10 protein-coding genes are annotated in these 14,315 nt (G+C 37.1%); 8 read left to right on the top strand and 2 right to left on the bottom strand.

Features of this window, described 5'->3' with window-relative positions:
- Nucleotides 1-191: 191 nt before the first annotated feature.
- Nucleotides 192-2,474 carry a ribonucleoside-diphosphate reductase subunit alpha gene (locus PK1910_RS06155; RefSeq protein ID WP_058948129.1) on the bottom strand — a complete coding sequence of 761 codons (2,283 nt, stop codon included), beginning with the start codon at nt 2,472-2,474 and terminating at the stop codon, nt 192-194.
- Nucleotides 2,475-3,093: 619 nt separating this feature from the next.
- Between PK1910_RS06155 and PK1910_RS06150 the strand changes: the two genes are divergently transcribed.
- Complete coding sequence (locus PK1910_RS06150; protein ID WP_021148580.1) at nt 3,094-4,020, top strand: DUF2806 domain-containing protein; 927 nt, start codon at nt 3,094-3,096, stop codon at nt 4,018-4,020.
- Between the two features lie 73 nt (nt 4,021-4,093).
- Here PK1910_RS06150 and PK1910_RS06145 read toward each other — a convergent pair whose 3' ends face one another.
- Nucleotides 4,094-5,653: a hypothetical protein gene (locus PK1910_RS06145; protein ID WP_058948128.1), complete on the bottom strand. Its 1,560-nt coding sequence runs from the start codon at nt 5,651-5,653 to the stop codon at nt 4,094-4,096.
- Nucleotides 5,654-5,801: 148 nt separating this feature from the next.
- On the opposite strand from PK1910_RS06145, the gene PK1910_RS06140 reads away from it, so the two are divergent.
- The 7 genes from PK1910_RS06140 to PK1910_RS06110 all read left to right on the top strand — a co-directional run bounded on the left by PK1910_RS06140 (nt 5,802) and on the right by PK1910_RS06110 (nt 14,017).
- The gene (locus PK1910_RS06140; RefSeq protein WP_058948127.1) at nt 5,802-6,974 is read left to right on the top strand and encodes an iron-containing alcohol dehydrogenase; all 1,173 of its coding nucleotides are present in this window, start codon (nt 5,802-5,804) and stop codon (nt 6,972-6,974) included.
- A 24-nt stretch (nt 6,975-6,998) separates the two neighbouring features.
- A complete protein-coding gene (locus PK1910_RS06135; protein WP_058948126.1) occupies nt 6,999-7,829 on the top strand; it encodes a hypothetical protein in 831 nt (276 codons plus the stop codon).
- 10 nt (nt 7,830-7,839) lie between these two features.
- Complete coding sequence (locus PK1910_RS06130) at nt 7,840-8,676, top strand: hypothetical protein (RefSeq protein ID WP_058948386.1); 837 nt, start codon at nt 7,840-7,842, stop codon at nt 8,674-8,676.
- Between the two features lie 166 nt (nt 8,677-8,842).
- Nucleotides 8,843-10,162 carry a dicarboxylate/amino acid:cation symporter gene (locus PK1910_RS06125; protein ID WP_058948125.1) on the top strand — a complete coding sequence of 440 codons (1,320 nt, stop codon included), beginning with the start codon at nt 8,843-8,845 and terminating at the stop codon, nt 10,160-10,162.
- Nucleotides 10,163-10,451: 289 nt separating this feature from the next.
- A complete protein-coding gene (locus PK1910_RS06120) occupies nt 10,452-11,489 on the top strand; it encodes a nicotinate-nucleotide--dimethylbenzimidazole phosphoribosyltransferase (RefSeq protein WP_058948124.1) in 1,038 nt (345 codons plus the stop codon).
- A 9-nt stretch (nt 11,490-11,498) separates the two neighbouring features.
- Complete coding sequence (locus PK1910_RS06115) at nt 11,499-12,812, top strand: DUF389 domain-containing protein (protein WP_058948123.1); 1,314 nt, start codon at nt 11,499-11,501, stop codon at nt 12,810-12,812.
- Between the two features lie 371 nt (nt 12,813-13,183).
- Nucleotides 13,184-14,017, top strand: coding sequence for a MetQ/NlpA family ABC transporter substrate-binding protein (locus tag PK1910_RS06110; RefSeq protein ID WP_058948122.1), 834 nt, complete (start codon nt 13,184-13,186; stop codon nt 14,015-14,017).
- The last annotated feature ends 298 nt before the right edge of the window (nt 14,018-14,315 follow it).

Here is a 14,315-nt window from a genome sequence, read left to right as displayed (position 1 = left end):
TCCTTTATACGATGATGCGACCTATACTGCTATAGGTCGTCATCAGATTTACATTGTTCGTGAAAGCATCTTTCCCGAGTTTAGTGCTCTCTAGTTATAGAGCATATTTTTTGTAAACTATGGCAATGATATCTTTAACTTTTACCATAGCTTAAATTGCATTATAGAATGTAGCGTGTATCTATCCTATATTAGGAGGAACAGCTTGTGCATTCATCCATTTCAAGGGATTGATTGCGGATGTAGTAGATTGTTTTAATCCCTTGTTTGTAGGCTTCTACGTAAAGGTCAAGAATTTCTTTTGCTTTCATTTGAGGTGTGATATACAAGTTGAAAGATTGTGCTTGGTCAATATGACGTTGACGTACGCCACAAGCTTTGATGGACCATTGTTGGTCGATTGTATGCGCCTCTTTGTAGAGCCAGAATGTTTTGTCGTTCAAATCTGGTGCAGTTTTTGGTGTGAAAGAACCTTTCTTTTCTTCGATGAAGAATTTTTTAAAGATAGGATCGATACCAGCTGTTGTATTAGCAATGTTGGATGTAGAACCTGTAGGAGCTACGGCCATTAAGTAACCATTGCGAATACCGTATTTTGCAACGTCAGCAGCGAGTTGTTTCCAACGATCAGATGTGTAGCCACGACGAGTGAAATATTCACCAGTTTCCCATTCGGAACCTTTGAACGCAGGGTACGCACCTTTTTCTTTAGCAAGCTCCATAGAAGCTTTAATCGCATAGAATGCGATGTTTTCAAATAATTTGTCCGCTACTTCGATATGTTCATCGGATTCCCATTGGATATCGTGATTTACGAGGTAGTGATGGTAACCAGATGTACCAAGACCGATAGCGCGGTATTTATCAGAAGTCATGCGAGACTCTGGCACCGGCGCTTGGTTGATGGAAATAACATTGTCTAACATGCGAATTTGAAGGGCAATGTTTTCTTCTAACTCTTCATCTGTAATGCGACCAAGGCTAATGGAATTTAAGTTACATGTAACCATGTCGCCTGTGTTTGTTTTAGTAGTAATTGTACCGTCTTCATTGATGATTTCTTCAGCTAAGTTAGTGAAGCCAACGTTTTGTGCAATTTCGTGGCACAAGTTGGATGCGTAGATCATGCCTGCATGTTTGTTAGGATTTGCAGTATTTACAGTATCGCGGAAGAAGATGAATGGCGTACCAGTTTCAACAGCGGAGCGCATGATTTTTTTCATCATGTCTAATGCTGGAACTTCGATACCGTGCAAGTTAGGATCTTGTTCACATTCGAGGTAGCGTTTTGTGAACTCTTTATTGTCATCAGTATCATAGTAGTCCTCTAAGGAATAGCCTTTTACAGCCAAGATTTCATGAGGGTCGAAGAGAGTGAAGTTTTCACGAGCTATCATACGTTCCATGAAGATGTTTGGAACGGAGATAGCAGGGAAGATATCGTGTGCTTTACGACGATCGTCACCATTGTTTGTACGAAGCTCTACGAATTCGTAGAAGTCTTTGTGCCAAATATCAAGTGTTACTGTAGCGCCGCCCTTACGTTTACCCAATTGGTCTACTGCAACTGCAGTATCATTGTATAAGCGAATCCAAGGAATAACGCCACCAGAAGAGTTTTTGAAACCGCGGATATCGGAGTTCAATGCACGAACTTTACCAAGGTAGATACCAAGAGCACCACCGTGTTTAGATACGCGAGAGAACTTACTGTTTACGTCGTAAATGGACCATAAGTTGTCATCTACACCAGAGATAAAGCAAGAGGACAATTGATGGAATGGTGTACCAGCATTTGCCAACGTAGGTGTAGCTGTTGTCATTTTTAATTGGCTCATCAAATCGTAGAATTTCTTAGCGTATTCTACTTTATTTTCCCCTTCTACAAGAGCCAAATGCATTGCGATAGCCATGAAACGTTCTTGAGGTAATTCAAAGATTTCTTTGTTAAAACCTTTTACCAAGTAACGGTCAGCCAATAATTTGAGACCTTCATAGTTGAAGAGATAGTCGCGCTTAGGTTTGATATAATCGCCTAATTCTTGCAATTCGTCAGCTGTGTACTCTGTAACGAAGAAGTCTGCGTATTTTTTCTCTTCTACAAGCATGTTGACTAGATTTGGGAAGTTTCCGTAGCCAAATGCTTTGTAACGGCGAGTAATAGCGGCTTCTTTATAGAGATCGAACAAGAATAGGCGGGCTGCTACGAACTGCCAATCTTGGTTCATTTTATTAACTTGGTTGCCGAAGCCGTCGTCTTTTTTAGATATAACTTTTTCGATAGCTGTTTGGACTAAAGTCTTTTGAATTTCTTTAGTAGTCATGCCATCAACGAATTGCAACTTCGCATCCATTTCCAATTCTAGTGGATCACAAGAATCTAACCCCAAACATGCGAAGGCTATCATTCGTTTCGTTTTTTCAACGGACAACGGCTCGAAATGGCCATCCCGTTTCTTGATCATAATCTCCATTACTGTTCCCCTTGAGAGCAAAAAGTCATAAAACTGTTAATATAGTCGTATAAGCATATATAAGATGATAATGAATTATATAAAATATCTTTAAGTGAATCTAATCAGAAAAATAAGAAAACTACTATATATGGTAGTTTTCTTATCTAGCTTATACATTATGTTACGATTATAGCGAAAAATTTCTATATAATCAATATTGACTTTTTGCGAAAAATATAAATGTAGTTGCCTCATTTTTGGGAAGTAGTGAAAAAACGTATAATTATTGTATTGATGGATAATATATGATAATTCTGAATGATGTATCTCTTTTTAGAATTATTAAAGTATATTTTACTGAGAATATTTTATTTTTATGGAGTGATACTTTCATTATCTATGATAATATTGTATCTTATTATAAGGTTAAAATAAGGATGATTGAAAGAATAAATACAAATTACTTTTTTATAGTCGGAATTAGAAAAAGCTGCATTTTATAGATATAATAATTTTATATAAAGTTGTATTAAATCATAGAAGATATAATATAGATTTTATAAAAAGAAAAAGTCAGAGGTGCTATTAGTGTTACATTAATACTTATGGGGGTAAGTATAAGAGGGGGGATCGATTTATGACTGGAATGGAAATAATTGCTTTATTAAGTAATAGTCCAACTGCAATAAGTGTTGTTAGTTCAGTAGTAGGTGGATTGTTTACAACTATTTTTTTAAGGCGTAACACATCAGTTGCCGAATTTGAAAAGATTAAAAATGGACAGTTTAAGGAAGTTGCTGATAGTTTATTAAAAGCAGGTAAAATGACCTATGTGGAGTATTACCAAGCAAGTAATTTTTTAGAGGTTGCAAAGAAAGCTGATAAATACTATTCTGAAATACATCATGATAATAACAATGCAAATTATGATTTTGATTGGTTTGTAAGATTTTATGAGGCTGTGGGAAATATTAGTGATGAAGTAATGCAAGAATTGTGGGCTAAACTTTTAGCGGGGGAGCTTGCAGAACCATCATCATTTTCATTTAAAACAATTGATGTACTAAGAAATCTTAGTAAAAAGGATGCTGAGCTGTTTAGCTTGGTATGCTCTTATTCTGTTATGACAAGAGGACAAAGTTATTTTTTGCCACGTTATGATGCATATCTTAAAAGGCATAATATTTATTATACGGATATCATGAAACTTAATGAACAAGGTCTTATATTTAATGATGGTATGCTCGGGGTTACTATAAGTATTAGTCAAGACTCCAACGCTTTATTTTTGAGTAACGAGTTAGTTGTGACCGCTGCATTATCAGATGGTAAAGATATTGAAGTAGATATCAACGCGTATCCTTTTACTCAAGCAGGGAAAGAGCTTGCTACATTAGTCTCTAAAAGTATATCAGTAGAAGCTTTTGTTGAACTTGCAAGGGAAATAGTTAATGAAAATAAGAAGTATACTTTAGGGGTATATAAAATTGTTAGTTTAGATGAAAAGTCTATAACGTATGATGATAAAAATCTATTAGAGCCTATTTCTAATAACGAAGATTGATTTACATAATAGTAAATACTATTATGTAAATCAATAAAAGGAGTGTTCAAGTAGAACACTCCTTTTATAAGTTTTAATTATATAATACGCTAAAAATAATTCTTCGTGCGCTGTCTTGATATGCGTAGTAGGAGTGGATTAAGAGTTTGTATCCCGTGCCTTCTATAATGACTGAATCTGAAGCCGTTTTAGGAACAGTGAGAAATTTTTCATATATATGATGAACCTCGGTCACGCCATTTGGTAGAGATACCTCTAAATCAAGGCCTTCATTGATGAATCTAAAGTTGATAGATTCATAGGATGCTGTTGGTATGTCAGCTGTACTATCAGCAGGCTCACGTACTTCTAATTCGATGTTAGAAATGAATTTATTATATCCTACAAGCGAAATAACATGAGGTTCTTCAACGGCCGTAAAGCTGATAAACTGAATATTTTGTTCCTTATATATTTCCGTTGCTCCTGATTTTGAAGAATCCCCCTGTATAATCGTCCTGCCATAATCTGTAAAATCAGGGCTAAATGTTTCTGTAATAGGCAAGTATACGTGCCATTGACCGTCAATTTTTGTATAGTTTGTAAATTCTCGATGGGATGTGTAACCGATAAAAGGCATTAAAAGGACTGCACCTAGGGCGAGCGCCATAATTGTTGTATGGATCGATGGAGTCAAACGCTTTACAAAGGAGTATACATTATGTGCTAAGAAGATTAGATTGAATGCGGCTACGTAAATCGTATTGAGCCAGAGTAGGGGCTCATTTATTACGCGCTTGCCAATCAGGATTAAACACAATATTGTAATCGTAATAAATAAGAAGCATAGAATCCTTTGTGTTTTGCTGCTTTCACTAGACCTGAAACTCGCTAAGTAAAATAGATAGAAAATGGCTACATACGGATAATATGTGTAAAGGAACCGTGCATCTTCACGGAGCCCTAAAAGGATTAATACCAAGTAGATATTAGCAAGAATACCTGTAATGATGGACGCCTTTGGTAGTATGAGACCAAAAACTATATTATAAAATGCGTTTGGTTCAGGTGGTCCATCAGGCTCCTCTTTGTAAGTACATAGCATGGACATACAGATAAATATATTAATAGCGGCTAGTACTTTAAAGATTAGATCATCAAAGGTAAATGGTTTGTTCAGAATGATGAAGAAAAACCATAGGGTCATGACTATGACGACATTGTACAGTGTTGATGTAACAATGGTAATACCAATCCGTTTCAGGCGATTGATGATTTCGCCGATGTAGTATTCTCCAGGCGATGTAAAATATAGAGCAATCATAGAGTACAGCCATAGATATGATATATTTTCTGTGGCTAGCTCGATGCCTCGTATGTGATGGTACGTTTCATGAATCGTATATAGACCAACGCTGATACCTATGCTTAATAATGTATATACTATGGAGAACTTTCGATCTCGTGTTATATATGATTGTAGTATGACGATGAAGAAATACAGCCCATAGAACCAAAGGTCTATATCGGCAAACCAATCTTGCTCTAGATAAAACGGTGTACATGAAAATACGGCAATTAATGCCAGTAATATAGGTGACTGCGTTGCTAGGTCACGCAGCGAAGACCATAAATGTGTAATTGCAGATTTCATAGATTCTCTCCCTTTATAAAAATAAATGCCCCCCTCTTATCTGTAGTATACATGTTTTCTAGTGAAAGTCCTATGAGGTTTTACAGGCGTCTGAATTTACATTACAATAACATTAAGAGCTAGTATTTATAGAAAAGAGGTCGTTCACATGGAGTTCTCTTATTTTTTACCAGTACATATCCAATTTGGTTGGGATAAAGTCGATAGTGTTGCTAGTTTTGCTAAGCCTTATGGCAATAAAGCGCTAATCGTAACAGGGCGGACAAGTGCCAAAAAATCTGGACTATATGACCGTGTGACAGCAAAACTTGATGCGGCACATATTGAACATGTGTTGTTTGATCAAGTGGATGCCAATCCTTTAACGACGACTGCATTGGACGGCGCTGCTTTAGCTAAATCTGAAAGCTGTGATATGGTCGTTGCCATTGGTGGCGGCTCTATCATGGACTGTGCAAAAGGCATTGCATTTATGGCCGTTAACGAAGGTGATATTAATGACTATATCTTTAACCGTAAAATCAGTGATAAGGCGTTGCCTCTTATTGTAATTCCTACAACCTGTGGCACCGGCTCTGAAGGCAATGGTTTCGGGGTGCTTACCAATCCTGAAACGGGAGACAAGAAATCCTTGCGATGTAATGCCATCGTACCAAAAGTATCCATCGTAGATCCGGCAGTGATGGGCACAATGCCGCCCCATGTATTGGCATCTGTGGGCTTTGATGCACTCTGTCATAATATCGAGGCGTATACCTCTAAAACGGCACAACCTTTTACGGATGCATTAGCTCATTATGCGGTAACCTTATTAGCACAATATCTTGTGCCACTATATAAACATGTGAAAGCAATGGCTGAAGGTAAATCATCTGTTCTCAACGAAACTCAACTTACAAAAGCTTGGGAGTCCGTTACATTGGCTAGCACAATTGGAGGCATGGTTATTAATACTGCCGGTGTAACACTTGCTCATGGCATGGAACATCCTGCCAGTGGGCTTAAGGATATTACTCACGGTGTAGGCCTTGCCGTTATTGAACCTGTTGCGGTGGAATATACATGGAGTGCAAACCCTGATAAGTTTGGTGCCTTAGCTCGCATATTCAACCACGGAGATGGATCCGAACTAGGTGAAGCATTACGCTTGATTGTACATGACCTAGACCTTACTACAAACCTTACAGAACTTGGTTTTACAAAAGAAGACATTCCTTGGCTTGTCGATAACGTGTATGTCGTAGCAACCGGCAATATTGCTAATACAATGGCCAATGTGAGTCGGGAAGATATAGAAATGTTGTATAAGAAAATGTTCTAAGTATTGTCATGATAGGAGAGAGTTTTGTTTCAAGGATTTTATGGCCTATTAACGGTTATGCTATGCGTGTTGTTTGCAATTGTGGTAGCGCTATTTAACATAGCACCTATTACATACATGGTTTTTGGTATAGCCATAGTATTGAGTGTGTTACTGCAATATGGTCGCTTTAAGAAACGAACCATATCTGAAAAAGCCCATAGCCGACTAGCTTGCGGTTTATTTATTGTCATAACCCTTAGTATATCTTGGCTTGTAGCTGATTGGCTTAAGTATGATATTAATACAAGCGTTGAACAGTTTGAGGATTTTGAGTACAGCACAACTGATTGGAAACGAGGATGGCCTAATAATAGCGAATTACCAGAAGGTCTTAAATCTCCTGAGCAGCTTCCAGAAAGTATTGATAAGGTATCTATGGTGCGAATAGATGTTGCTTGGGCTACTGCGTACCCTTATCGTTATGTAGTTTTAGAGGGAGACCCTAAAGTAATTGCTCAATATGAGGCGATTGCAAAACAACATGCAGCCTATACAGCTCAAATTGACAAATATAATAGATTACTCGATTTAGAAAGTGGGGAATTGAAGCGGTTTATATCTCATCCTACCAGCTATCGCATTATAGATAGCATTGATGAAGAACCTCTAAACTTACCACAACGAAATTTTATAGAGTGGCTACGCTTTGCACCCCGAAAAGAAACAAAAACAGTAGTCAAGGATACATATAATTCTACGCGGAATCATAGATTATATGTATTTGTTGATGATGGTAATACAAAGAGACCTCATTTTGTGGAACTTTTGATTAGTAATGATAGGACTCGAGCTGTGTTTTATCAGTCTAAGTAAGGATTATATTGTGAATCGCTTTATTAAACTATTACAAATGCTAATAGGCCCTCCTTGTGGTAAACATATCATTCTATCAATCTTATTCTTTGCCTTTTTTCTTTGGGGAAATGCACATATTCAATTGCCAGGATTATGGTTTGTAATTGTAGGTGTAATCTTATTATTATCAATAAGAATACAGTTTTATTACTACTTCTATCATTTAATATTACCGAAGAAACACATTTTATATGCTTGGTGCACATTAGTTGTAGCAGTACCTTTATTGCTAATGTCTATGTTTATATATGAGCTCCTTTTTGGAAGTGAAGTTAATGATATATCACGATGGAAACAAAGATGGCCAGTAAAAGCAACAGTATTACCAGAACATTTTAGAAATCCTGATATAGTTCCGAAAGGATTGCATCCTATATCTTCAAGGGGGACAATAGAAAGTTTTTATGACTTTACAACTACTATTGTCTTTGAAGGTAGTCCCGAAGATGTAAGAGCATTTGAACACCTTGTTGCTGAATCTTCGGCACCGGGTTTAATTATTACGCCAGAGTTGTTTAAGAATAGAGTTTATTCGTATGAGGCCAACTCTATATTTTTAAAAGGGGATATACAAAGTACCTATGATTTTTTAACAGAAGATTATACAAAGTGGAACTTATTTGTGTGGCTTCTATATGGTCGTCAACTAGCAGGTGGATATTATCAACTTGAACGAGTTCCTACCTATGGCTATACGGTTTATGTTCTACACCGAGAGAGTGGAATTGATCCGTATGTGATTTATTTTTTGTTTAGTCCTGATCGTACTCGTGTTGTCTTCTATGATTTTATAGTGACGCATTAATTGAATATATTAATCTATAATATCAAATTATTTTGGTTTGACAGTGTTAAAACATATCTTTATAATATGTTTTAACAAGAGACTAGGATATAACTACTGTCCCAGCCCTAAGGGCTGGGGTTTCTTTTTATAGTCTATATAGTTTAGTTTGTAGAGAGGTGTTATTATGGCAGATCAAAACAACAAAAATGTGGATGCCTTAGCGCAAGAGATTACCTTAAAAAGTCGTGGCCAAGGTAAATTGCGTCAGTTCATTTTATGGATGGGGGCACTCATCATTGGTGCTATCTTAGGATGGCAACATATTCCGGCTTTAAATGAGCTCTTTAACTTTATTGCAGCGGTCTTTACCCGTTTGTTCCAATTTATCGCAATTCCAACCGTATCCTTAGCGGTAATTACAACATTATCCATGCTAGGTGCTAAAAAGGATACAGGTCGTATCTTTGGACACGCTGTAGTGTATACCTTGCTAACTACAATCTGTGCGGCAGCTGTAGGACTTGGCTTATTCCTATGGATTGCACCAGGTAACTTACCGCTTGATGTAATCGGTGCCGGTGCAGCTCAAGTGCCTGAAAAACTTGGCAATGTTACGTATTATGATCATTTCTTATCTGTTATTCCAAACAATATCTTGCAACCATACTTACAAGCCAATGTATTGTCTGTAATGTTTATTTCTGCTTCCGTTGGTTTAGCCCTTGCGTTCATGCCACGCACTGAAAATCGCGAAGCGGTGTTGAAAGTCTTATTTGGTTTACAAGAATTACTATTTACATTGATTAAAGCATTACTTTATGTATTGCCAATCGGTATCCTCGCCTTTGCAGGTCAATTATCTGCGCAAATCGAAGCGGGCGTAATTGTTGGTGCTTTAGGTAAATATACGGCTGTTGTTATCGGTGGTAACTTGATCCAATTCTTTATCGTAATTCCATTGTTCTTGTTATTCCGCGGTTTGAACCCTGTGGATGTATTCCGCAAAATGTCTCCAGCCGTAGCTGTTGCGTTGTTCACAAAATCTTCTGCTGCAACTTTGCCTGTTACATTGGCATCTGCTGAGGATAATTTGAAAGCTCATCCTGCAGTAGCTCGTTTCGTATTGCCAATTTGTACAACTATTAATATGAATGGTTGCGCAGCTTTCATTCTTGTCACATCCTTATTCGTAATGCAAAATGCGGGAATGGAATTGACTGTGGGCACAATGGTGGCCTGGTTATTTATTGCTGTTCTCGCTGCGATTGGTAATGCGGGCGTTCCAATGGGTTGTTATTTCTTAACCTTATCCTTGATGAGTTCCATCGGTGCACCAATTGGTTTGCTTGGTATCATCTTGCCAATCTATACGATTATCGATATGATTGAAACCGCTGAAAACGTATGGTCTGATGCATCTGTATGTGCCATGGTTGACCATGACCTTCAAGGTAAATTGGACGACTCTAGTGGCGACGATATGCCTCAATTCCAAGGTGCTTAAATTCGTAGGTTAGATAAACTTAAGAAAATACTTAATTATATAACTCAAATAAAAGGTTATCCTGTAAAGGGATAACCTTTTTTATCTACTAGAGTGGTTGTAATTGTGTAATGATAATTTCGATTAGAAATAATGCCGTTAGAATACTATATTTCAAAACTAAATTATACTTCTAAAAACTAATAATAGTCACATTACTAGATATGCATTTTATGTTATACTTTCAGATAGAATAATATCGAATTAATAGAAGGCTAGTTGGCATATTAGGTGCGGATTAGAGAATAAAATGAAAGATAAGTCAGTATTACCGATAGAGAAACAATTAAATAAATTTCTCCAACCAAAATGCCTTATCCCAGGTGGTCTTGGTTTATGGGAAATATATTTCCGTAAGATTTGTACGGCATGGGGCGAGATTAATGGTGAAATTCGACCACAGCATATCATATTTTCTGCCGATAATGGTTGCAATATAGAAGGCTATGTGGGCTATAACTATGAGGTGACACAAAAGCAATCCCGTAATATGTTACTCGGTCGCTCGTCAGCCACACAATTTTGCAACTTTAATAATATTCCTTATGAGGTCGTGGATGTAGGCATTGCCTCAGATGATGGTATCGGCGTTAATCGCAAAGTAGCTAAGGGTACAAAGAATATTTTGCACCATCCGGCCATGACTGACGATGAATTTAATAGAGCCTTTCAAGCTGGTTATGAACGGGTTCAGCATTATGTAGAACAAGGAATCAATCTGTTCTCCTTTGGTGAAATGGGGTTAGGGAATACGACGACCTCTGCGTGCGTGTTGTCTGCATTGATAGGGGCTGATCCGACGGAAACCGTGGGCCCTGGTTCCTGGCCAGATAAACCAGATTTGATGAAACGAAAAATTGACTTTGTACGTTCTGTATTAGACAAGCACAAGGCTAATATTGGTTCTGAAAGTGAATCAGACCGAGTTCGTGAAATCGTAGCTCATGTAGGTGGTTTTGATATTGTGGCTATTCTTGGAGCCATGCTAGCTTGTGTTGATTTTAAAAAGCCCTTTGTCATTGATGGCTTTATTACCGCTGTAGCTGCTGCCTGCGCGGTACACATGAATGATCGCATTACGGACTATGCATTGCCATCACATCACTCGCGTGAAAAAGGTACAGAGTTGGCCTTGGCCGAGGTAGGTATTACACAAGATATGGTGCCTATCCAAGCTCAAATGTCGATGGGAGAAGGTACAGGTGCCATCTTGATGGTTCAAATGTTAAAAACCACACAATACATGTTTGTAAATGTGGGGACCTTTGCAGATTTGATGAAATTATGAGGTAGAAGAATGGAACTAAATAAATACTTTGATATACATTTTGAACGAGCCGATGATGCAACTATTGCTAAAAGGTTGATAGGTGGGGCTAAGGTTAAGGGACCTGCTTTGGTTATCCTGATCCTCTCCATGTTTATTGCCTCTATTGGGTTGAATATGAATAGTACAGCCGTTATTATTGGTGCTATGCTTATATCGCCGTTGATGGGACCGATTCTAGCAACTGGCTTTGGCTTCGCTACGCTTAATTTTACAGTTGTGAAAAGTGCTATTTTAAGATTGTCCTTACAGATTACGATTGCTGTTTTGGCATCTGCTTTATATTTTTATATTTCCCCCGTTCAGACAGTTACATCTGAACTATTAGCGCGTACAGAACCGAATATTTTTGATGTATTCATTGCTATATTTGGTGGGTTAGCTGGGATTATTGGTCAAACGCGTAAGACCTTAGATAATGTCATACCAGGGGTAGCGATTGCGACTGCACTTATGCCACCACTGTGTACGGCAGGATATGGACTGGCTAATGGAAATTGGCATTATTTCTTTGGGGCTGGGTATCTATTCTTTATAAATGCATTTTTCATCTTCTTTGCATCTTTTATTGTTTTAAAAGGTGTATATAGTTTGCCATCCCATAAGCAAGCAGAAGAGATTAATCGTCGTAATCAGCTAATATTTCTTGTGATTGGTCTTATTATGGCTATACCAAGCATTTATGCAGGCTATGATATGACCATCAAGTATTCTGAGTCAAATCATATAGAGCAGTTTATTAAGACCAATATTAATCAAGATGGGCGTCGACTAGTGATTGATTATTCATTGGACCGAGTGAATAAGCTAGTAGATATAGTAGTTGTAGGAGCTCCTGTGACTTCAGAGGAACGATCCCAGTTGGATGATAAATTACAGAAAGACGAATATTTGCAGTCTTATGCAGTGCGATTTGTTAATAGTGTAGATGAGAAAAAATCTGCTGTGGATAAGACGAGCTTGAATAAAGCCTCGGAGGATCATGAAAAATATACAAACTTGAGTAATCTGTACCAGCCGACTTATCAACTAGTAAGTGAAACTATAAACACTATGAAAACGACAGAAGCTGAAGCAAAGGCGTTATTCCCGTTTGTAAGTAGAGTGGAAGGCATGCCTTTGATAGATAATTTAGAACAGCCTAAAGCGAATCGCTATATGGTGATTATCCATACCGCGTCCATTGTATCTGATGCAGATTCGGAACGAATAAAAGCTTGGTTAGAGGCTAAATTATCAGCACCTGTAACTATTTCTGTGGAGCAAACAACGTCAACTTTATAATTGAATCTTTTGATTTTGATTAGATTGTTTATTATATAGAGCGATATTTATAACGGTACTAAGTTTGATTGTACCTATTAGGTATATTACCTAGTAGTTAGGGGAATCATCTTAGTACCGTTTTTATGTACTTGGCATAGCTAAATGTAATTACTCTTATCTTGCTATAGTTTAAAGTTATATCCATGGATATATAAAAACTATTATACGAGTAGGATTTAAATTGCTATACTAACCACATCGAAATTATTAAATAATTAAATGTAGATACAGTGTAAGAATATATAGATTTATTAACATATCTACGTGTGTTGTATACGCATGAGTCCTCGTCAATAGATGTAGGTGTTCATCGTAGATAGGAGGATTACATGAAAAAATGGTTAGCATTAGCAGCGACGGCCGTACTAGGCGCGTCCTTATTGATTAGTGGTTGTGGTTCTTCCACAAATGACGCAAGTTCCAGCAGTGCTGGTAGTTCTAAAGCAGAGGTGTTAAAAGTGGCAGCAAACCCTGTACCTCATGCTGAAATCTTAAATCAAATTAAACCTTTATTGGCTAAGGAAGGTGTAGATCTTCAAATCATTGAATTTACAGACTACATTCAACCAAACATGGCATTATCTAGCCATGAAGTAGATGCAAACTTCTTTGCTAACGTGCCTTACCAAAATAACTTTAACAGAGATCATGGCACAAACTTCGTAAGCTTTGCACCAGTTCACATCGAACCATTAGCTATTTACTCTCAAAAAATTAAAGATTTAAAAGATTTGCCAAATGGCGCAAAAGTAGCGATTCCATCTGATCCAACAAACAGTGCTCGTGCACTTCTCTTGTTGCAAAGTGCAGGTCTTGTAACTTTGAAAGACCCAACTGGTTTGACTAACACACCATTTGATGTGACTAGCAACCCTAAAAACATCCAAATTACAGAGTTAGAGGCAGCTCAAATTCCTCGTTCCATTCAAGATTTAGACGCAGCTGTAATTAATGCTAACTATGCATTGCCAGCAGGTCTTAATCCTACAAAAGATGGTTTATTCGTAGAAAAAGCGGATTCTCCATATGCAAATCTTCTTTCCGTAAACCCTGGTGATGAAAATAAACCAGCTATTCAAAAATTAGCTAAAGCATTACAATCTCCAGAAGTTAAGAAGTTCATCGAAGATCATTACAAAGGGGCTATTATTCCAGCGTTTTAATCAATGATCGTTAATAACATATATGTATTTAATACAATACTCTCTCATGACATAACTTTATAGATACGAATAAGATATACTGTCTTATGAACTAACCCCCAAATTGGAATCCATTTTGGGGGTTAGTTTTTATCTATTGCATATTGTCTAATGCAGTTAATATATTTGATTTGTCCTGTTATGTTGCAAAAGTTACGTTATTTTTCATTGTAAAATGGTATAATATTTTTTACATCCTATTATATATATGACTTTGTAATTTAAATCTTAACATATTTTCTATAACATTTTAGATATA

The organism is Veillonella parvula (genome assembly GCF_036456085.1).
Classification (GTDB): domain Bacteria; phylum Bacillota; class Negativicutes; order Veillonellales; family Veillonellaceae; genus Veillonella; species Veillonella parvula_E.
This window is presented reverse-complemented; position numbering and strand designations above follow the sequence as displayed.

Bases quoted from the DNA above. Each gene is read 5' to 3' on its own strand.
- PK1910_RS06120 (WP_058948124.1), top strand. From the start codon at position 10,452: ATGAAAGATAAGTCAGTATTACCGATAGAGAAACAATTAAATAAATTT.
- PK1910_RS06140 (WP_058948127.1), top strand. From the start codon at position 5,802: ATGGAGTTCTCTTATTTTTTACCAGTACATATCCAATTTGGTTGGGAT.
- PK1910_RS06155 (WP_058948129.1), bottom strand. From the start codon at position 2,474: ATGGAGATTATGATCAAGAAACGGGATGGCCATTTCGAGCCGTTGTCC.
- PK1910_RS06115 (WP_058948123.1), top strand. From the start codon at position 11,499: ATGGAACTAAATAAATACTTTGATATACATTTTGAACGAGCCGATGAT.
- PK1910_RS06145 (WP_058948128.1), bottom strand. From the start codon at position 5,653: ATGAAATCTGCAATTACACATTTATGGTCTTCGCTGCGTGACCTAGCA.
- PK1910_RS06150 (WP_021148580.1), top strand. From the start codon at position 3,094: ATGACTGGAATGGAAATAATTGCTTTATTAAGTAATAGTCCAACTGCA.
- PK1910_RS06110 (WP_058948122.1), top strand. From the start codon at position 13,184: ATGAAAAAATGGTTAGCATTAGCAGCGACGGCCGTACTAGGCGCGTCC.
- PK1910_RS06125 (WP_058948125.1), top strand. From the start codon at position 8,843: ATGGCAGATCAAAACAACAAAAATGTGGATGCCTTAGCGCAAGAGATT.